7 protein-coding genes and 1 pseudogene are annotated in these 20746 nt (G+C 58.6%); 4 read left to right on the top strand and 4 right to left on the bottom strand.

The window, feature by feature from the left end:
* The first annotated feature begins 174 nt into the window (after positions 1-174).
* Positions 175-4656: a DUF7948 domain-containing protein gene (locus Q5H93_RS10345; RefSeq protein WP_305006453.1), complete on the top strand. Its 4482-nt coding sequence runs from the start codon at positions 175-177 to the stop codon at positions 4654-4656.
* Positions 4657-4682: 26 nt separating this feature from the next.
* On the opposite strand, the gene Q5H93_RS10340 is transcribed toward Q5H93_RS10345, so the two are convergent.
* The 4 genes and pseudogenes from Q5H93_RS10340 to Q5H93_RS10330 form a co-directional block, all read right to left on the bottom strand.
* Positions 4683-5111: a lipocalin-like domain-containing protein gene (locus Q5H93_RS10340; protein ID WP_305006452.1), complete on the bottom strand. Its 429-nt coding sequence runs from the start codon at positions 5109-5111 to the stop codon at positions 4683-4685.
* 8 nt (positions 5112-5119) lie between these two features.
* Entirely contained in the window at positions 5120-10423 is a 5304-nt protein-coding gene (locus Q5H93_RS10335) for a DUF6443 domain-containing protein (protein WP_305006451.1), read from the bottom strand.
* Between the two features lie 15 nt (positions 10424-10438).
* Positions 10439-10816: pseudogene (locus Q5H93_RS24190) on the bottom strand (hypothetical protein); the annotation flags it as partial.
* A 407-nt stretch (positions 10817-11223) separates the two neighbouring features.
* A complete protein-coding gene (locus Q5H93_RS10330) occupies positions 11224-14982 on the bottom strand; it encodes an RHS repeat domain-containing protein (protein WP_305006450.1) in 3759 nt (1252 codons plus the stop codon).
* A 398-nt stretch (positions 14983-15380) separates the two neighbouring features.
* Between Q5H93_RS10330 and rimP the strand changes: the two genes are divergently transcribed.
* The 3 genes from rimP to infB all read left to right on the top strand — a co-directional run bounded on the left by rimP (position 15381) and on the right by infB (position 20602).
* Positions 15381-15854: a ribosome maturation factor RimP gene (gene rimP, locus Q5H93_RS10325; protein WP_305006449.1), complete on the top strand. Its 474-nt coding sequence runs from the start codon at positions 15381-15383 to the stop codon at positions 15852-15854.
* Between the two features lie 141 nt (positions 15855-15995).
* Positions 15996-17363, top strand: a complete 1368-nt coding sequence (gene nusA, locus Q5H93_RS10320) for a transcription termination factor NusA (RefSeq protein ID WP_305006448.1) — start codon at positions 15996-15998, stop codon at positions 17361-17363.
* 125 nt (positions 17364-17488) lie between these two features.
* Positions 17489-20602 (top strand): translation initiation factor IF-2, encoded by a 3114-nt coding sequence (gene infB / locus Q5H93_RS10315; protein WP_305006447.1) that lies wholly within the window; start codon positions 17489-17491, stop codon positions 20600-20602.
* Positions 20603-20746 lie beyond the last annotated feature (144 nt).

Genomic DNA, 20746 nt, shown 5'->3' with positions numbered 1-20746 from the left:
GGCCAACCGGAGGCTCTTTGGCGGGGCAAATAAGGGCATTGGCCGGGAGCAGAAAGCAACCCGGCGGCCTCGGATTGCGAATTGGCAGAAAGGCGCTTACCTTCATCGCGTCCGGGGTTCGTGCGCGGCCACCGGGCTGGAACTTAGCAGGGCTGCGGCCCGTCTGCATTGTTTATGAAACACTGGTTTACTCATCTCCTGTTTTGTTGTGGATTGCTGGCTAGCCAGCCGGTGGCAGCGCAGCAAGCGCCGCAGGTCGTGGCGCCGCCCGCCATTCCGCGCAGTCTGGAATTTATTCCCAATCAGGGCCAGCACGATGCACGGGCGCGCTACGCGGCCGAGGTGCCGGGCGGGCGGCTGTTTCTGGAGCAACAAGGCTTTTCGTATGCACTGTTGGCGGGGCTGCCGGGGCATCATGGCGAGGCTGGTACCGCGCCGGTTGGGCCCTTGCGCGGCCACGCTGTGCGTGTGCATTTTGAAGATGCCAACGCCGCCGCCAAGCTCAGCAGCGCGGAGCCGACGGGCGCGCAACGCAGCTACTTCCGGGGCAACGACCCGAAGCGCTGGGCGCGGCGCGTGCCGGGCTTTCGGCAGGTGCAGTACCAGGAGCTGTGGCCGGGTATCGACCTGAAATTCTATGAAAATACTGACCAGCAGCTGGAATACGACTTCGACCTGGCCCCGCATGCTGACCCCGCCCGCGTGGTGTTGCGCTACGAAGGCGCCGAGGCGCTGACCGTGGATGGCGAAGGCCGCCTGCGCATCGCCACCTCAGTCGGCACCATCACCGAATTGATGCCGCGAGCCTGGCAAACTGATGCCGCCGGCCGCCGTCAGGCCGTGGCCTGCCGCTACGCCCTGAAGGGCCGGCAAGTGCGTTTCCGGCTGGGGAGATACGACCACAACCGGCCGCTGACCATTGACCCAACGGTTATTTTCTCTTCGTTTACTAACTCAACGGCTGACAATTGGGGCTTCACGGCCACTTACGACCAGCAGGGCAACCTCTACTCGGGCGGCATTGTCTTCGGAGCGGGCTTTCCCACGTCGGTGGGCGCTTTCAGCACGGCTTTCAATGGTACCATCGACCAGGGTTTTGCGCTGGACTGCGACATTGCGCTCGTTAAATATAACCCGAACGTGACCGGGCCGGCAGCCCGCGTGTGGGCTACCTACCTGGGTGGCAATAGCAGCGAGTTTCCGCATAGCATCGTCACCAATGCCCAGGGCGACCTGGTGATGCTGGGTACCACTTCCTCGTCGGATTTTCCGACCACCACCGGCGCCTACGACCGCAGCTTCAACGGCGGCCCGACGGTGTCGCCGTACAGCTTCCCGCCGTTCTTTGTATTCGGCCCGCCTTATGACTTGCCCAACGGCTCCGACCTTGTAGTTACGCGCCTCAGCGCGGCCGGCGACTCGCTGGTAGGCAGTACCTTTTTGGGCGGTACGGACAACGACGGCCTGCTCGATGCCTCCGACCCATCGCCGCGCCTATGCCACAACTACGGCGACTATTTCCGGGGCGACGTGCTGCTCGACCGCAGCGGTAACGTGTACGTGGCCTCCACTACCAACTCCAACGACTTCCCGACGGCCAACGGCTTCGGCAGCAGTTACCGCGGCGGGCGTACCGACGCGGTGGTAGCCAGCCTGTCGCCCACGCTCAACAGCCTGCGCTGGAGCAGCCTGCTGGGCGGCGCCGGCGCCGATGCTGCCTACTCGGTGCAGCTCGACCGCAGCGGCGGCGTGTACGTGGCCGGCGGCACCACCAGCGCCGATTTTCCGGCCACCGGCGCGGCCTACCAGCGCACGGCGGGCGGCGATGTGGACGGCTTTGTAGCTCACATTTCGGCTAATGGGCAGGCCTTACAGCAAGCTACTTACCTCGGCACGGCTGCCTACGACCAGGCGTATTTCCTGCAGCTCGACACGCAGGGCGAAGTGTATCTGCTGGGCCAGACGCTGGGCACGGTGCCCATCAGCGCCGGGCGCTACGGTGTGGCCGGCAGCCGCCAATACGTGCAGAAGCTCAGTGCCCGGCTCGATTCACTGCGCTTCAGTACGGTGGTGGGCAGCGGGCGGCCGACCATTGATTTTTCGCCCACCGCTTTTCTGGTCGATGAGTGCAACCGAGTATATATCAGTGGCTGGGGTGGAGGCGAAAACCGTAATGCCCGCTTCGGCTTCACCAATGGCCACGTGGCGGGCCTGCCCATCTCGACCAATGCCGTGCAGGCCACTACTGACAGCGCCGACTTCTACCTGGCCCAGTACGGCCCCGAAATGAGCCGCCTGCAGTACGCCACCTTTCTCGGCAACAACGACGGCGAGGGCGACCACGTGGACGGCGGCACCTGCCGCTTCGACCCGCGCGGCTTTGTGTACCACGCCGTGTGCTCCTGCGGCACGCAGGGTGCGGGCTTCCCCATTCCGCCCGGGGCCAATACCTATTCTGCCACCAAAGGCTACCCGAACTGCAATCTGGCCGCCTTCAAGATGAATTTCGAAACCGAGTTCATCCTCACCGGCACCGACACGCTGATATGCGCCACCGCGCCACCACGCCTACTCGCCGGCACGCCCACCGGCGGCACCTGGAGCGGCCCCGGCGTGAGCGGCAACCTCACGACGGGCTTTTTCTTCACGCCCAGCCCCGCCCTCATCGGCGTACAAACGCTTACGTATTCCATCACCGGCGCCAGCATCTGCGGCAATTCGGCGCCGTTGCGGCTACGCGTGGTGGCCCCGCCCACGGCCAGCTTCGCGGCGCTGCCTGCGGGCCCCATCTGCCTGGGCCGCGTGCCGGCTGACAGCGTAGCCCTGAGCGGCAGCCCGGCCGGCGGCGTGTTCAGCGGGCCAGGCGTGGTGCGTAATCAGTTCTTTCCCAGCCTGGCCGGGGCGGGCCTGCATACGCTCAGCTACACCTACACCAGCACCAATCTGGTTTGTTCGGCCACGTCCACTCGTAGCATCACCGTCGCGGACAGCATCTTCGTGCGTCTGCCCGCTGATACCACGGTGTGCCTCACCGGCCCCAATGTGCTACTCCGGGCCCAGCCGTCGGGTGGCACCTGGGCGGGGCCGGGCGTGAGCGGTAGCGTGGGCACGGGCTTCACGTTTGCGCCCGCCGCCCTCACCGGTCCCCAAACGCTGACCTACACCGCGCCCGGCGCCGGGCCCTGCGGTGGCGTGGCCACGCGGCGTATCACGGTGGCACCGCCGCCTACGCTCATCATTGCCGCCCCGCCGCTGGGCACCACCTACTGCCCCAGCGCCGCCCCGGTTGCGCTGGCAGCCACGCCGGCTGGCGGCACCTTCAGCGGCCCTGGCGTCAGCAATGGCGTTTTCGACCCAGCCGTAGCTGGCCCAGGTCAGCACGTTATCAGCTACAATTACGCCGCTACCGCCACCACCTGCCCGGCCACCGCCACGCTCACCCTCACGGTGCTGCCCGCCATCACCGTAACTCTGCGCACCGATACGACCATCTGCGTGGCCAGCCAGCCGCTGCCGCTCGTCGCCACCCCCGGCGGCGGCACCTGGACGGGCCCCGGCGTGAGTGGCAGCACCGCCACGGGCTTTTTCTTCTCGCCTGCCACCGTGCCACTGGGCCCGCAAACCCTGGCCTACGCCGCGCCGGGCGCCAACAGCTGCGGTGGCACCGCCACCAAGCGCGTGACGGTAGTGCCGGTGCCCACGGCCAGCATTGCCGCTCTGTCCGCCACCTGCGCCAGCAGCGCCGCCCTGCCACTAAGTGCTAGCCCAGCCGGCGGTATCTTCAGCGGCTCCGGTGTGCTGGGCAATACGTTTGCCCCAAACCTAGCCGGGCCGGGCCAGCACGTCATCACCTACACCTACCTCGCACCCGGCCTTGACTGCCCGGCCCAGGCCAGCACCATAGTGAGCGTCGCGGCTCCCACCGTCGTGCAAGTGCCCGCCGATACTATCATCTGCGGCGGCCAAAACTTGCGGCTGCCGTTGCGCGCCACACCCGCCGGCGGCACCTGGACGGGCCCCGGCGTGAGCTTTTCGCCCCCCACCGGCTACATGCTCGACCTGCCCGCCACCGCCACCGGCATCACCGCACTGACCTACACCTACGCCGCCGGTATCTGCACCACTGTCGCCAGCCGCCGCGTGGAAGTCGTGCCCCTACCGTTGCTCTCGGCCACCTGGGAACCTGGCAACTCCTGCCCCGACAACCGCACGGCCCCGCTCCGGCTGCTCTTCAAAGCCAGCAGCACCGCCCCCAGCGGCACCGTTGCCTGGGACTTCGGCGACGGCAGCCAGGGCGCTGGCCTAACTACCGAGCACACCTACACCCAAGCCGGCACCTACCAGCCCCGCGCCACTCTCGCCTACGGCTCTGTCAACTGCCAGGTGCAGCAAAACCTGCCGCCCATCGAAGTGAAAGCCCAACTGGTGCCCAACGTCATCACCCCCAACGGCGACGGCGACAACGACACCTTTAAGCCGGTGTTTGCCTGCGCGCCGCACCTGCGCATCTACTCACGCTGGGGCCGGCTGGTGTACGAAAGCGCCAACTATGCCAATGACTGGGGTGCTGAAGGGCTGTCGGCTGGGCTTTACTACTACCGGTTGGAGGTGCCGGGGAACGCGGCGGTGAATGGGTGGTTGGAGGTGGTGAGGTAGGATTAAAGGAATGTGTAAGATCTCAGCTATTTCATGCGGCCAAGCCGACTTGGCCCTCCATCTTGGCTGGTCATTACTAAACTGTCCTTGGTTAACTTGATGATTCTATCGGTCACCACTAAGCCATTACCGTAGTTGATAGAGATTTTATCACCGTTAATGGTAAATGTAATACTTTTATTATTTGAGTCACTTCCGGAGTCAAGAAAAATGACTCGGTTGCCCTTAATAGTGAAGAGCGCATTTTCGTCAGGACCAGTTGTCCATATGCCTTGGATGAGACTGAACTGTCGACTGTTGTGGCTGAGGGTTGTTGCCCTTTTAGATGCTGGGGATTGAGGTTTTACTTTGGAAGTAGAATTTCCAGGTTTGTATGAATGTTGAGCTAGTGCATTATTGCACCAGTAGATTGAAGCTAGCGCAAGCATGAATGCAGAAGTGATTGAGGCTTTCATATGGAATGTTAAGGCTTGATTTCTACGTGAAAAGCAGGGTCTTTGTGGGAGGTATAAGGAGAGAAAACTTTGCTAATTCCTACGTTAGTAGATAGAGCCCGACTGAAGGCTCGACCATTAGTACCGATGGTCAATGCAGAAATATCGATAACATTAAGTACTGAGGGATTAAATCCATGGTGCGAAACCACGGTTGGGCCAATTTGGGTAATTCGCGCAGCCATTTTATCAATAATCTGCTCACGGTCCAAGCCTGCAGCTTTCGCTTTTTCATACGCCTTAATTACCTTGTCACCCGCAGCAGCGTACAGTCTGTATCCGTCCTTTACGCCACCAGGTTTGGCAGCATTGGTATACATAGCGGCTGCCTCCTGAGTTGGATTGCGATAAGTGCTAGTGACGTCAGCTTTTTTTACATCGGCTTGTCTCATCGACGAAGCTACCACTTCTGCGCTGTGATTCGATACATTGGCTATGTTGGTTGCAGAGCCATTTAAGGTACTAGATTTATCAGTCACATGGCCAGAATTCGATTCAGTATTAACAACACTGATGCTACGAGTCGTGCGAGTAGTAGTAGTCTCTTGAGCAGGCCGGGAAGTATTACACGGAGCCGTTGATGCTGATTCACCCGGACCTGGCCGAGTTTCGCTGTCATTAGGTCTGCGCCCATTCGCATCTGCAAAGCGCACAGCATTATCGAAGCCAAAGATATAAGGCGACATCCGTTCCTGTCCGTTTTCAACCTCCGGGTCCACGACAGGCATCAAGTTCAACTGCGCATCATACATACGCCAGTCGAGACTGGTCCAACTCAGCCCTAAATCCTGCTGCAGTTCTTTGCCGTTCCACTGGTATTGGTTCAACTGCTTAAGCCCCGGTGAACTTGTGCCCAAGCCAGCTAGCGTCAAACCCATCGGGTCGTACTCGGTTTCCTGCACCTGTAGCCCCTGCCCATGCTTCACGATGACATCATCAAAATAGACGTCCACGTTGCTTTCGTTGCCTACGTATACGGTTACATACCCGTCTTGTGTTATTATGGTGCTCATGGTCAGGCGCTCATAGCCGCTGGCGGCAGCCGAGGTCAACTGCTGGGTTTGGCTGGCGACCAGGTTAGAGTCGCGGTCAAATACCAACAGTCGGGCGTAACCCAGGGGCGTACCATTGCCCAGAGACATGAGAGCGGGCAGGCCGGCGCTTACGCCAATACTAAGCAAGGGGAAAGGTCGCGCACGGGCACCCCTATCATTGGAAGTGGGCGCGGCAGGCTGCTGCTGGAGCAGGCCAAGTACGAAGGACGTCAGCGAAAAAGCAAAGCTATTGTGCTGCACGGATTGGGGATAATAGCCCCGCGCCACGAAGCTCACGGTATCGCCCTTCTGCACAGCCAGCTGGCGCAGCACGCCTATAGGCTGCGGAGCAGAGCCGTCCGCGTTGAGTTTGGCCACGTACTGGCCGGTGCGGGCTAAGCTGCCGACGTAGGCTGCCACGGGTGGGCTGACGCTGAGCGAATCGAATTGCTGGCGCTCGCGGGCTGCGATGTAAGCGTCGCCCTGCTCCATAGTGGCTACGGTAATGGTGGACCGGCCGGTACGGTAGGCTAGGCGCAGATTACCCAGATGGTCCTTGAGGGTGTACTCACGCTGGTAGCGCACCTGCCCGTTGGGGAAACGGCCCAAGCGCAGCATCCGGCCCTCGGGGTGCGGGAAGAAGCGCAAAGTGTCCTGCTCGTACTGGTAGACGCCGAGGTAATCGGTGCGCTGCACGGAGTGGCCGGTCTGGTAGACGAGCTTGGCTACTTTCTGGCCGTTGGCGGCGTAGCGGAATACCACACTATCGGCCCCTGTGCCGAAGTGGATACGAGTGGGCAGGTGCAGGTGATTGTATGTGATTCGACTAATACCCTTGTTTTTGTCCTGAACGAGGCTGCCATCGGCGTCGTAGAAGTATTCCTGATTCTGGCGCACGCCCTGCTCCTGAAAGTCGCCGGCCAGGGAAGTGGGGGCGCCATTGTAACCAGTGGGCCGGGTCAATTCGTTGGTCGTAACCAAGTCGGTGACGGCGCGCAGGCGGTTGCCATCGTAGGTGTAGCTGAGGTGGTCCACTGGGCCAAACTGTTTGGATGTAAGGCGCGTGGCATCGGCCAGCAGGCCGCGGCGGCGCAGAGTGCGCACGTTGCCATTGTCGTCGTAGCTAACGAAGGAGAGACGGTAATTATTGACTTCGGCGTTCCAGGGAGCGGGCGCGTCGGGGCGGGCCACGAAACCAACGGTATTGATTGGCGCGGCCCGGGCCACGTAGTCGCCCTGCAGCAGGCGGTTGGCGAAGTCGTAGGCGTAGCCATAGGCCCGCTCTACGCCGTCGGCCCGGCTGCGCCACTTCTGGCCCGTCAGGTTACCGTTGTACTGAGCGTAGCCGTTGGTGAAGCCTTGGTCGTAGCACAGCTCCAGCCCAAATAAATCTTCCGCTTCCGACAGCGTCGCATCGTTGAGATGTGTGAGCCAGCCGCGAATATTGTATTTGTAATCAATATTTTGCAGAAGGCTGCCTTGCCCCAGGGTTTTGCGTGTAAGCTGACTCAACTCGTTGTAGTGCATACTAGCCACGGGCGTGGGCTGAGCTTCGCCGTCGGCCTGTTGCTCTATACTGCTGAGGCGGCCGGCGTGGTCATAGCTACGGTTTTCAAGCACCCGCACGCCGGTAGCTGGCAGGTTGGGGCCGTGATGAATGCTATAGGATTGAAGTACCCGGCCCGCGAAATCGAGCCGGTTGGTAACCACATCCTGTTCGCCGCGGGCGTTGGTGCTTTGCACCTGAATGGGACGGCTGCGCTCGTCGTAGAACGTGGTGGTCGTCAGCCAGGCGCCGGGGGCGGTGGCGGGCAGGCCCAGCACCCGCACCTTGGTGCGCGTCAACTGACCCATGGCGCGGCTATCGGCTACGGGGCTGGGCGTCAGCGGACCGGCAGCGGTAGCATCTATTGAAGCGTCATCGCGGCCGTAGTCTTCGTTATTGAAGTTATAGTCGTCATAGCAGGTGATAGTCAGCACCTGTCCTTGGTCGAAGCCTTGCTGGCCCAGACGTGGGTAGGCGTGGTCTAGGGTGTAGCCATAGGGAAAACTGCCGCCCAGGTTTTCACGCCGGTCCTCCCATTGTTGGTTCAGGTTGCCAGTCGTAGGGTCGGGGGTAGTAGTCGGGCGCTGAGACAAATTGGCTTGTTCAGCCTGGGTTTGCAGCTCTTCCTGCGTAGCGTAGTCGGTGCGTTTCACTAGGCCGGTAAGCACAGTTCTGCCCAAAGCATCATACTTGGTGAAGGCCCACTCATTGCGGATGCGCTGGCCGGCATCCTGGCTGAGCACAGGCTGGTCGAGCAGATTGTAGACAAGCCAAGTTTCGCCTTCATTACCAGGTACTTGCTTGGCAGCCACGCGGCCCCGGTCATCGTAGCGGTAGCGGAACAGCAGCCGCTCAGCCGTAGCCGTCACTTGCCACTGGTGAGCTTGCATGTCCTTGACCGCCTTAGGGGGCAATACGATGCGCAGGCGCCCCAACGCATCGTACACATAGTAAGTGCGCAACCAGCGGGTAAAGCTTTGGAGTTGTACATTCTTAATGGTATTAATTTCAACCTGCCGCATCACTAGCTGGCCCTGTTCATCCTTCCACTCGATGGTGCGATGCTGGTTTTCATCCCAGGTTATGACGCCCCAGGCGGTGCCAGGAGTGTAGTAGCCCTGCGCATTTAGCCCATTGCCAGTAGGGGCGGGCACCAGCCATTGCACTGAATCTAAGGCCGTGTTAGGGCGCTCTTCACGAACGATTACCCGTCCCGTGGTCATGCTCCAAGCTTCGCCGGGGGCGGCCTGCGCGACCGTGCGGCCCAGAGGCGAGGGCTCCGGCAAGTTCTCGCTGTAAGGCACGCCGGTACGGGCTATATCAGCCCAGGCCATGTCCGGCCCGTCCGGGGCATTGCGGTAAAAATAATACTGTTCGTACAGCGCATTGGGCCGATACCGGTCTGGCGTAGCGGCACTCACATAGGGCAAGTACTGACGCAATTCGCGGCCCAGCGAATCGTAGGCGTAGGGCTGCACCACATCACGCCCCAATGGGCTATAGGCGTGTTGCACGGTTTGCACCTTGCGGCCCAGCCCGTCGAGATAGGTAGTGCTTACCTGTACGTCGGTTGCAGAGGCCTGGCTTACCTGCGCTGGGTCGGTTTGGGCGGTTTGTGGCACAAAGCTGCGCACGTAATTCACCGAGTCGGCGGAGTTGCTGCGCCAGGCAGGGGCAGCCACCTCGGCTAGGGGCGAGGGCCAACGGTCCACTGGCCGGTTTTCGGGCAGTGGGGTATAGGGTACCATGTCGGCATATACCCAAGCTGTAAAGAGCGTAGTTCCTCGTAACCAATCGTCGTTCACGGCTAAGCGATAATATCCCTCGCAGCCGTCATCAGCCTTCAAATAAAGGTCGGGTTGCGTTTGCAGCGGCAGCGGGTACCATTCTCCTCCAAGCTGGCGCTCCCAGTGGTAATGCACCTGCCGGCCACTCATGTCCCGGTGCAGATGTAATAGCGCACCGTGAACAAAAGATACTGTATCCGCTCGACGTGGCCGCTGCGAATCATATAAATAGCTCGTAAACGGATACGATTCGCCGGGTTCGAGGCTACCATGACCATCCAGGTGGATGGTGAGCGCCGCAAAGTCCAGCTCATTGTCGCGTACATCTAGCAAGGCTGCCGCTGGCTGCACTCCTAGTGGCCAGGGCTGCGCACCAGTAAGGCGGTTATGCGCAAAAAGCAGTTGCGTAGCTGCCGTGGTGTGCATAAATGCCGGAATGTCGCCGGTAAACTGATTGTTCGACAAATCCAGCAGCGTTAGTGCGGGCAGGTCGCCTATCCCAATATTCAGGTCGCCGCGCAGACGGTTAGTAGCCAAATTGAGGATATTAAGGCCCACTGCGTAGCGCAACGAATCCGGCAGCGTACCACTCAACTGGTTTTGACTCAGGTCCAGCACGCGCAGAGCAGTCAATCGTCCCAGCCCGCCTGGTAAGGAGCCACTAAAGCGGTTCCCGGCAGCCATCCATGCTTCTAGTCTGGCAGCGTAGCCTGCGTAGGGCAGCGAACCCGTCAGGCGGTTGCGCATCAGATTGAGCTGCGTTAGCGTTGGTACCTGCAGCCAGGAGGCGGGTAGCGGGCCATCAAACTGATTGTCGGACAGATTAATAATAACCAAGGGCGAACTCACCGTATCGGGCGGCAGATGGCCCAGCAGTTGGTTGTCAACTAAGCGCAGTTGTTGCAAATGTCCCCCTTTACTCCAGCCCGGTGGCAGTCCACCGGTTAGTTGGTTGTGCGAAAGGTCAAGGTATGTCAGAAAACGAAGCTGGCTCCAATCCTGCCACAGGTACCCGTTCAACCTATTGCCAACTGCGGTAATGTATTCCAGGCTATCCGGCAAAGCATCGGCTGGCGGCAACTCTCCCAAAATATCTGCATTGTTCGCTTCCAAGCGCCGTAATCGGGCCCAACTACTCAAGTGCTGCAACAAGTTGCCATCACCATGTGTGCCTGTTAAGGTCAGTACTTGCAACTGGGGCCAATAGGAAGAACCTGGATGGAGGATAAATCTAATATCGGTGCTATCAAGACTTAACACTTCTAGTTGCGTCCAATAAATAGCTGAATTGGGCAGCATTCCGCATAAATTATTGCCCGACAAGCGTAGTTCGCGCAGAGATGCCAGCTCTCCCAGCGCTTCGGGTAGCTTGCCTGCCAAGTGGTTATGGCGTAGGTCCAGCCCCGTGATATCGCCGTTGGTCACGGTCACCCCATACCAAGTAGCAAAGTTCTTGTCGCCGGTGGAGCTGTTAGGCCCGTAGCCCAGCCACGATCGGTCCTGATTGCGAGTATTATGCCAGTAAGGCCCATTAGTATCATAAAACAGGCGCATTAGGACTTCCAGCTCTACATTGTCATCCACCACGTTGAAAGGTGTTTGCGCCTGAGCCGGCGTTAGCATAACCAGCCATAACGCAACCCACAGGCCGAACCATGCCCGACCTGAAAAAACGGAGTAAAAAGAAGTGTTCATCGAATGAATGGTTAGGGGCGGGCGTAATGGTATTCCTGTTGAGCCTGGATGCGATTCTGCTCGTCGCGCACGCGCAGCAGGCGGCCCAGAGCATCGTATTCGTAGGTGGCAGTGCGGCCAGCGGGGTCGGTTTGCGAAGTCATGCCCACCACCGGGTCGTAGGTATAGCTGGTCATGTGCGCCCCCACCGGATATAGCCTTACCTCATCAATAAGCATCGGCGGTTCGTTGCTCCACACGCTTATGGCGAAGCTGGCATCGGCCTGGCAGGCAATGCGCCAGCGGAACTGGTGCCAGCCACCAGGAGCAGTGGCTATTTCCTCCGGGGCCGGGGTACTGATGCGAGAGCCCGGTACACTCGGCGGTTGCGCCGATTGAGCCCACAGCACAAGCTCATAGTTGCCCGCTGGCAGCGAGTCGCGGCTTACGCTGCCGCCTCCCAGGCGGTATGCCCAGTTCCCGGTGCGCCCGCCCGGCACTCGGCACCGGCCCGGCCCCGTCGCTGGGTCATACACGAAGCTGCCCATACCACCGTCCTCAAAGCTGGTATAAGCTACCTGCTTGTAAGCAGCCCCCTTCACCTCGGCCACCAGATGCGTTTCGTTGTAGCCCCAGAGGTAGCTGCTGGGCGTAGCGGCCGTCACTTGTTGCTCCAGGGGGTTGCCTGCCGCATTGTAGCGTGGAAAGGCCACGCGCTCGATATATCGAGCATCTTGCAGTAATTCATTGTTTTGAATATGAGACGATAAAAATTGCCTGGCTGGAATTGGTGCCGTTGTAGCCAGCGCCAGAATTCGATGCGGACGCCCTTGCACAAAATGCGTTAGGTCGCCACCCACCACGCTGGAGTCGGCTCCCAGGCGTTGCCAAGCTTGGTGCTCAATAGGCACGCTAATCATGTGTTTTGTTGCCAAATAATTGACACCCAAGGCTGGTCCAATGAGTGATTGGCCAGTTATGTTGTATTGACCGCAGTAAAGCGTTTTGGTAATCAATTGGCGGCCGTCACTCAAGTACCGGGCAGTGCGCACAGGCTGCGTGGTGCGGCCCGGCGCTTTGGGCAAATAGTGATGCACCGTGCGGCTGGGTAGCCCCAGTGTAGCCGAGCCGCCAGTGCCGGATATCCGCTCGGTAGAGGCAGTTAGCTGGGGCCAATAGGCTGCGTAATCGTGTGGAGTCAGCCAGAAAAAAGCATCAACTATAAAACGTTGAGAAATACCGTCAGTGCCTATCAGCGAGCCGATAGCGTCATAGTGCTGATAGAGCCGAAACCCGGGAGTGGTGCTAGTTGGTACCACCTGATAGGTGTTTTGAGTTTCTTTAACCGCACTACCTTGTTGGTTGAGTTCCTCGACCTTCGTTACCAAGCTACGGGCATTAGCCGGTTGTTTGGCATTGTAATACTGGTAAACTACTGTACCAGCCTGTCGCCCCTTGCTTTCTATTTCTACCCTTTCATATCCAACATGATAGCCGGACTCTAGCCAGTTTTCCTTGCCAACATCGGAAGCCCCTACAATCAGGTCGCCACAGGCATTTTGGTAAGAATATTCCGGAAAGAAAAACAACTGGCCGCTCGACCGGTCTGGCTGTCCTGCAGGGCAGTAGCGGTAAATTTTGGTGTTGGCCTCACCAGCAGCTGTTTGGTCTGTCGTCTGCCGTAGCCGTATGCCACCGACTTGCGAAGTGATAACAGAGGTCGACGGGTTACCTGAGCTTGACGGCGGATTTGGGTCGGGTAATTTAAATATGCTAGTCGTCATCGAAGCCCAGAAGAGAGCTGAACTACTGGCACTAACCTCCGCAACTACCAGATAATTACCAGGTGGGTATGTTTGATTAGTGTAGCTGCCACCAGTTGGGGTCATAACTGTATGGCATTGATTTCCTACAGTGTAATTGACAGCGCATATTTGCGTGGTCGCCCTATACGTTGCGGATAGAGAATCATATTCGGCGCGCCACAGTGAGGTGCGGATATTGCCTCGAGCAACGGTTTGCGAACCGCCATTATATCTGCATGCTTCCCCATCCCAGCGCAAATCACACAAATAGAAGCCATGAGGCGCTTCAATCACTTCTGCCTGGACATTGGATAGCAATGTAGTTCCGTCTGGAGACCCGCCGTGCTCTGCTCGGTAGCGTAGGGCTGTGGCATTCATGGTAACGCTCCCGCCAGTTACCTGTGCCGTAACAGGTAGGCATTGCATCGTAAATGGTTCACCAAATAGGGAGGCAAGTGTTGGGGCAGTACGAGCTTTAGTGATAGTATTAGGCTCGTAATCAAACGTGGTGCGGCCCCCGGTTGGATATTGCACCTGCCGCAGGGCTCCTATCTGCGACATCTGCCCTTGTGCCGCCCGGCTGTTGCCCGAATAAGTGTTGGTAGCGGCGCCGTAAAGAGCCAGCAGATATGGTGGGATGCTCGGCAACAGCCCGGTATTCTGAATGCTGCCGTTGTAATACCCCCAATGGTCCTTCGCGAAGCTGTCGCGGGAAGGCATTGCTCCACCGTCTCCGTAGTATTGAAATCGGTAGGATGGCTTGCCAATTTCCTGCACAGCGTCGAGTCGGAATCGGCGAGCCTTGCGATTGCTGCTCGTGCCATTAAAGTAACTCTGAGTGAGCACGAAATCCGATTTTGCCACTAGCGAAGCTGGCTCCCGGTACACGATGCGAGTAAGCCGTCGCACGGTTCGGTCACCATTGACGGCTACATCCCGCCGCGCCGTATCACTAATGAATTCAACCTCAATCGTTGGAGTAAGAATGGCCGTCAAATACGGCGATGTAGTAGTCGTAACAGTAACTGGCCAGCTACCCACTCCCACATCTGGCACCGATAAATAGCTTGGCTGACGGCTATCACAAGGCGAATTGAGCCTGTTTCTGAGCAGCACTTGCTTCACAACACTGTTAACTGGTACTGCAGGACCACTGGGCTGCATGCCATAGACCAAGGTGATGCGGTCCGAATTGTCCGCTGAAACGATTTCCGATAAGTACCAGGCTGTTGCCACTTGGCCGTAGGACGTTCCTAAATCATCTGATGGACTGGTTATTTCAGCTACATTATAAACATATTGTGTGCCGTCACCTGTTCTGATGACCCATCCTCCGGCAGAAGCGCGGGTAACCGTCACATCGGCATGCGGGCTGCAGGTAAGTCTCCCTAAGGAATCAACCAGCAGTTTGCCAGAATAAAAAGGGGTAGAAATGGTATAAGAGTCTGGCTCTGTATCCAACTCATTTCGCAAAACACGCTGACACAGTGCTTTAAGTGGAAGGTCTGGAGCGACTGCTTGCTGGTTTCCAGTTACGTGCACCGTCAACGACCCAATAGGCTTATTGCGAAGCAAGCGTAGCTGTTGCCAGCCACCACTGGTATATCCTTTATTTTGCTGCTCGTCCGGCAGCCCTTGCACGCTCCGGGTAATTACCCCTCCACAGCTCAGCGTCCAGCCCAGCCCCACCCAGGAAGGCAATTCACTGACCTGAAGGCCGGTATAATGATAATTGAGTGAAAGCGGCAGGGTAAGCTGCCGGCCTTTGGCAGCAGGCAGGGGCACATTCAACTGCACAGCACCCGAATTGAGGTCAGGTGTTACATTGCCAAATACCCCGATTTGCGTCGCTTCCGGCGATGGAGGTACCATCCGACGGTCGAATCGAGACAAAGCTGAATTACTAGTCTGTCCGAAAGCGGAAATCGTAGTGAAAAATAGCAGCAATAGACTGCCAAAGCGGAAATTAGTGTAAAAATGGTTCATGACATTTCGCTTTTGGCGACTTTATTGAAAACAATAAGTGTGTGATTTGACTTAATTTTTACCAAACGTATAATTTATGCTTCACAAAAGCAAGTTTCACAAAATATTTTTTTCACAAAAAGGTAAAATCAGCCTCTTGGTCGGACATAAATGGTGTTTTATGAGCTGGATTTGATTCCTCGGAAAAGGTGCTAGTCATTGCGCGACCAAGGAAGACGGACTTTCTGAAAGAAGTCAGTGCTCGCGTGTTGGAGTCAAGTAATGCGTTAATTTATAGATGACTAGCGCAGTCCTTGCTTTCCCCAGTTCAATGTTGTATCTTTGCAGGAGAAATTGATTTCATTCCAGAAAAGAGGGGACGAGCAGTCCCCTCTTTTTTTGCACTGCCCGCTAAAAACATGGCCAAATTTGACCGCACCCTGCTGCTGGAAATGCTGCACGACGCCATCGGCGAAATAGCCGTGTTTGTGCTGGACCTGACCGTGTCCGACTCGGTGATGCCCAAAATCACCGTCATCCTCGACGGCCCCGACGGCTTGGGTATCAACGAGTGCGCTACCATCAGCCGTCGCCTCAACCGCCGCATCGAGGAGCACTACGGCGAAGACGCTACCTACTCGCTGGAGGTGACTTCGCCCGGCGCCGACCAGCCCCTCACCGACCCACGCCAGTACCCGCGCCACATCGGCCGCTCGCTGGCCCTCAAGCTACAGAACGGCACCGAGAAAACCGGCACCCTGCTCAATGCCACGCCCGAGGGCGTCGAAATCGAGGAAGTCATCAAAGTAAAAACCAAGAAAACCACCCTGCCCGCCGCTTTTTATTCCTTCGGGGACTTAAAGGAGGCGAAGGTTGTTATATCCTTTAAGTAGCCTTTTGTCATGCTGACGAACCGCAAGGTCGGCGTCAGCCAAGGAAGCATCTTATCATGGGCTGCTTTCGTCAGAATTTCTTAACCCAAGCGGCGCTAATGCGAACAGCTACATCGCTCCGCTCAGTATGACAGTACGTTTATGAACAGCCACGAACTAATCGAATCCTTCGGGGAGTTTGCCCGGAGCAAGAACATCGACCGGCCCACGATGATGAGCATCTTGGACGACGTGTTTCGGACGATGATTCGCAAGAAGTACGACGAGGATTCCAACTTCGACGTCATCATCAACCCCGACAACGGCGACCTTGAAATCTGGCGCAATCGCGAGATTGTGGACGATAACTCGGAGGATATCTGGGACTTCGACAAAATTCCGCTGAGCGAGGCCCAGAAAATCGAGCCCGACTTCGAGATTGGCGAAACCCTGCCCGAATCGGTGAAGCTGGAGGACTTCGGCCGCCGCGCCGTGCTCATGGCTCGCCAGACGCTCATTCAGCGCGTGAAAGACCTCGAGCGCGACAACCTGTACCAGAAGTATAAGGACCAGGTGGGCGAAATCGTGACCGGCGAAGTGTACCAGGTGTGGAGCCGCGAGGCCCTCATCATGGACAAGGACGACAACGAGCTGGTGATGCCGAAAGGCGAGCAGATTCCGAAGGACCGTTTCCGCAAAGGCGACACCGTGCGCGCTGTAGTTCACCGGGTTGAGGTAATCAATGGCACGCCGAAGATTATCCTTTCGCGCGCCGCTCCGGCATTTTTGGAGCGTTTGTTTGAGCTGGAGGTGCCCGAGATTTACGACGGCCTCATCACCATCAAAAATGTGGTGCGCGAGCCCGGCGAACGCGCCAAAGTAGCCGTAGAAAGCTACGACGAGCGCATCGACCCCGTGGGTGCCTGCGTGGGCATGAAGGGCAGCCGCATCCACCCGGTGGTGCGTGAGCTTGAAAACGAGAACATTGACATTATCAACTACACCGACAACCTGGAGCTGTACATTGCCCGTGCCCTGAGCCCGGCCAAGGTCGGCTCGATGAAAATCAACCAGGAGAGTGGCCGGGTATCGGTGTTCATGAAGCCCGACCAGGTGAGCCTGGCCATCGGCCGCGGCGGTGCCAACATCAAGCTGGCCAGCCGGTTGGTGGGCATGGAAATCGACGTGTTCCGCGAAGCCATCGACTACGAGGAAGATATCGCCCTGGAAGAATTCTCGGACGAAATCGAGGCCTGGGTTATTGCCGAGCTTAAGAAAATCGGTCTCGACACCGGCCGCGCTGTGCTGGCCGTGAAGAAGGACGACATCGTGCGCCGGACGGAGCTCGAAGAAGAAATGGTGGACGACGTGTACCGCGTTATTCGTCAGGAATTTGCCGACGACGAGGATATCGACGAGAATGCGCTGGAAACGGCGAAAAACAACGTGGCAGCCAGCAAGGCGGCTGCCAAAGATGAGGCTACCACCGAGGAAGCGGGCGCAGGCTCAGCCGCTGAAGTGGCACAATGACGGCCGGGCGGCCGCCAGAGCAAGGGTAATAAATCGTGCCAGCCGGTGCGATTTATGCCCGGCTGGCAAGATTTAATGTAATACCTTTGCACTTAGAAGCGTATCGTTACGCGAGCAACTAAAGAATGGCGGAAGCAACCCCGAAACGGCTACAACAGGCGGCCAAAGACCTGGGAATTGGGATGGATACGGCCGTGGCGGCCTTGTCCAAGAAAGGAATACAAGTTGAAAACAAGCCCACTACCAAACTCACGGGTGAGCAGGTAACCTTGTTGGAGAAAGAATTCGTGGCCTCGGCGCAAGACCGTCAGGAGGCTCAAAAAATCATTCAGGCCAAGCGCCAGAGTGAGTTGGATGCGGCTCCCAAGCCCGCCCCAACCCCCACTCCGGTAGCAAAACCTGCGCCCGCGCCGACCCCGGTAGCAGCCCCCGTGGCGCCGCCGGTGGCTCCGGTAGCGCCCCCGGCCCCCGTGGCAGTGGCCCCGGCCACTCCTGCGCCAACGGCTCCGGCCCCGGTAGTGGAGCCCACTACTACGGCAGCGCCTGGCCTGAAAGTGCTGGGTAAAATCGAATTAGACAGCAAAGGCCGTGTGATTCCCCCGCGCCCGGCTACTCCGGTAGCCCCGGCCACGCCAACTCTGGCACCGCAAGCCGAGAAGCCCGTTGAAAAACCGGCTACTCCGGCGCCGCAAGCTGCTCCCGCTCCGGTAGCAGCCCCGGTGGCGGCCGAAAAGCCCGTTGAGAAACCGGCGGCTCCGGTAGCAGCTCCGGCTACGCCGGCCGCTCCGCAGCCAACGGCCGCTCCAGTAGCGCCGACGGCTCCGGTTACTCCTCTTGCGGCTCCCGTTGCGCCGGTAGCTACTGCTGCTACGCCAGCGACCCCAGCGGCCCCTGCTGCAGAAGGGGCGGCACCGGAAGATACCAGCACCATCGTGGCAAAGGCTGACCAATTGAAAGGCCTGACTGTGTTGGGTAAGATTGAGTTGCCGACTAACGACCGTCGCGGTCCAGGTGGCCGTGGGCCGCGTCCGGTGGCTTCGTCCGATGTGAGCAAGCGAGGCTTGCCTGCCGGCGCACCTGGGCAGAAGAAGCGGGCGCGTCTACCTGGTCCTGCTGGAGCGGGTACGCCCGGTCAGGGCGGTACTGGTACTGGCTACCAGGGCAACCGGCCAAATAACGGACCGGGTGGTGGTGGTGGCTACCAAGGCAACCGGCCCGGTGGCCCAGGCCAGGGCGGTAACCGCCCCGGTGGGCCCGGTGGGAACAATCGGCCCGGCCAGGGCGGTAACCAGAACCGTCCGGCCCAGCCGGCGCTCACCCCCGAACAGGCTGAAAAGCAGATTCAGGAGCAAATCCGGCAGACGCTGGCCAAGCTTGGGGGCAATACCAAGGGTGGGGCACAAGCCAACCGCGCCAAGTATCGCCGCGACAAGCGCAGCATGCGCGAGGAGGACCGCGAGGCTCTGCGCGCGCAGAACGAGCTGGACGCCAAAACCCTTAAGCTCACCGAATTCATATCGGCCAATGATTTGGCTTCGTTGATGGACGTGAACGTGAACGAGGTGATTAAGGTGTGCCTGGGTATGGGGATGTTCGTGTCCATCAACCAGCGCCTTGATGCGGAGGCCATTACGGTGATTGCCGACGAGTTCGGCTTCGACGTGGAGTTCCTGAGCGCCGAGGAAGAGGAGATTGACGTGGATGCCGGTGACAGCGAAGAAGACCTGAAGCCGCGTGCCCCCATCGTAACCATCATGGGCCACGTCGACCACGGTAAAACTTCGTTGCTTGACTACATTCGGAATGCCAACGTGGCCAAGGGTGAAGCCGGCGGTATCACGCAGCACATTGGCGCCTACGAGGTGAAAACCAAGAATGGTGCTCCAATTACTTTCCTTGATACGCCTGGCCACGAAGCCTTTACAGCTATGCGTGCCCGCGGCGCCAAGGTAACGGACATTGCCATCATCGTGGTGGCGGCCGACGACTCGGTAATGCCGCAGACGAAGGAAGCCATCAACCACGCACAGGCCGCCGGGGTGCCGATTATCATCGCTCTCAACAAGATTGACAAGCCTGCCGCTAACCCCGAGAAAATCCGCGAGGAGCTTTCCCAGATTAATATTCTGGTGGAAGAATGGGGTGGTAAGTACCAAAGCCAGGAGGTTTCGGCCAAGTCGGGCCTTGGTATTGAGGAGCTGCTGGAAAAAGTGCTACTCGAAGCCGAGCTGCTGGAACTGAAAGCTAATCCCGACCGCGGTGCCATTGGTACTGTTATCGAGGCGTCGCTGGATAAGGGCCGCGGCTACGTGACCACTGTGCTGGTGCAAACTGGTACCCTGCAAGTGGGCGACGTAGTGTTGGCTGGCCCGCACTACGGCCGCGTGAAAGCCATGACCGACCATCGCATGAAGAAGATGAAGTCGGCTGGTCCCGCCACGCCGGTGCAGGTGCTGGGCCTGACCGGTGCCCCGCAGGCCGGCGACCGTATTCAGGTGATGGAGACGGAGCGCGAGGCTCGCGAGCTGGCTACGCAGCGCTTACAGCTGGCCCGTGAGCAGAGCATCCGGACCAAGAAGCATATCACCCTGGACGAGATTGGTCGTCGTCTGGCCATCGGCTCGTTCAAAGAGCTCAATATCCTGGTGAAGGGCGACGTGGACGGCTCGGTAGAAGCACTTTCTGACTCGCTGCTCAAGCTGAGCACGCCGGAAGTGAAGGTGAACATCCTTTCGAAAGGGGTGGGGGCCATTTCCGAAAGCGACGTACTGCTGGCCTCGGCTTCCGACGCAATTATCATCGGCTTCCAGGTGCGGCCCTCGCAGAGTGCCCGCAAGCTGGCCGAGCAGGAGCAGATTGACGTGCGCCTTTACAGCATCATTTACAACGCCATCAACGAAGTAAAAGACGCGATGGAGGGTATGCTGGCCCCGACGGTGCAGGAAGTGGTGGTAGCCAACGCCGAAGTGCGGATGGTGTTCAACATCACCAAAGTAGGCACCATTGCCGGCTGTATGATGACGGAAGGCACGTTGACCCGCAAAACCAAGGTGCGGGTGGTGCGCGACGGTATCGTGCAGTACACCGGCGACATTCAGGACCTCAAGCGCTTCAAAGACGATGTGTCGGAGGTGCGCCAGGGTTACGAATGCGGTATTTCCATCAAAGGCTTCAACGACCTGCAAGAGGGCGACAACATTGAGGGCTTTGAAGAGAAAGAAATCAAGCGTACGCTCTAGAATTGCTGATTTTAGACCACAATCGCTGATTGTGATTTGATAAAAAAAGCCCCGTCTGATTTGTCAGATGGGGCTTTTTATTAGAATGTCCGAGGCGTACTGCTGAGGTTATTGGCATTCCGCAAAGCAAGGTCACCTTCGAGG

It is taken from the genome of Hymenobacter aranciens (assembly GCF_030580865.1).
In the GTDB taxonomy this organism is placed as follows: domain Bacteria; phylum Bacteroidota; class Bacteroidia; order Cytophagales; family Hymenobacteraceae; genus Hymenobacter; species Hymenobacter aranciens.
This window is presented reverse-complemented; position numbering and strand designations above follow the sequence as displayed.